Consider the following 261-nt stretch of genomic DNA (forward strand, 5'->3'; position numbering starts at 1 on the left):
TTTGCGTTCATTGATGACCAACCTTTTGAATTAGAAGAAGTACAGAGTGTTCATAATGATATTCTGTGTATACATGTAAATGAATATAAGTCGTTATTAGACTTGCCACGACTACAACCAAAAAGAATTACAGAAGATTCAGGTCGTCGAAGACTGATGTATTTAGAAAATCTTAAGAGAACGAAGGATGAAGAAGAATATGAAGGCCCAAAAGAAGAATTTTTAGCTTCACTTGGGATGAATTTTGTGATTAGTGAGGCT

At 34.1% G+C, this 261-nt stretch carries 1 pseudogene; it reads left to right on the forward strand.

Features of this window, described 5'->3' with window-relative positions:
• Positions 1 to 261, forward strand: a pseudogene (locus tag JDS92_RS30300) (hypothetical protein); the annotation flags it as partial.

The sequence above is a fragment of the Bacillus cereus group sp. N12 genome (assembly GCF_016483575.1).
In the GTDB taxonomy this organism is placed as follows: Bacteria; Bacillota; Bacilli; order Bacillales; family Bacillaceae_G; genus Bacillus_A; species Bacillus_A toyonensis.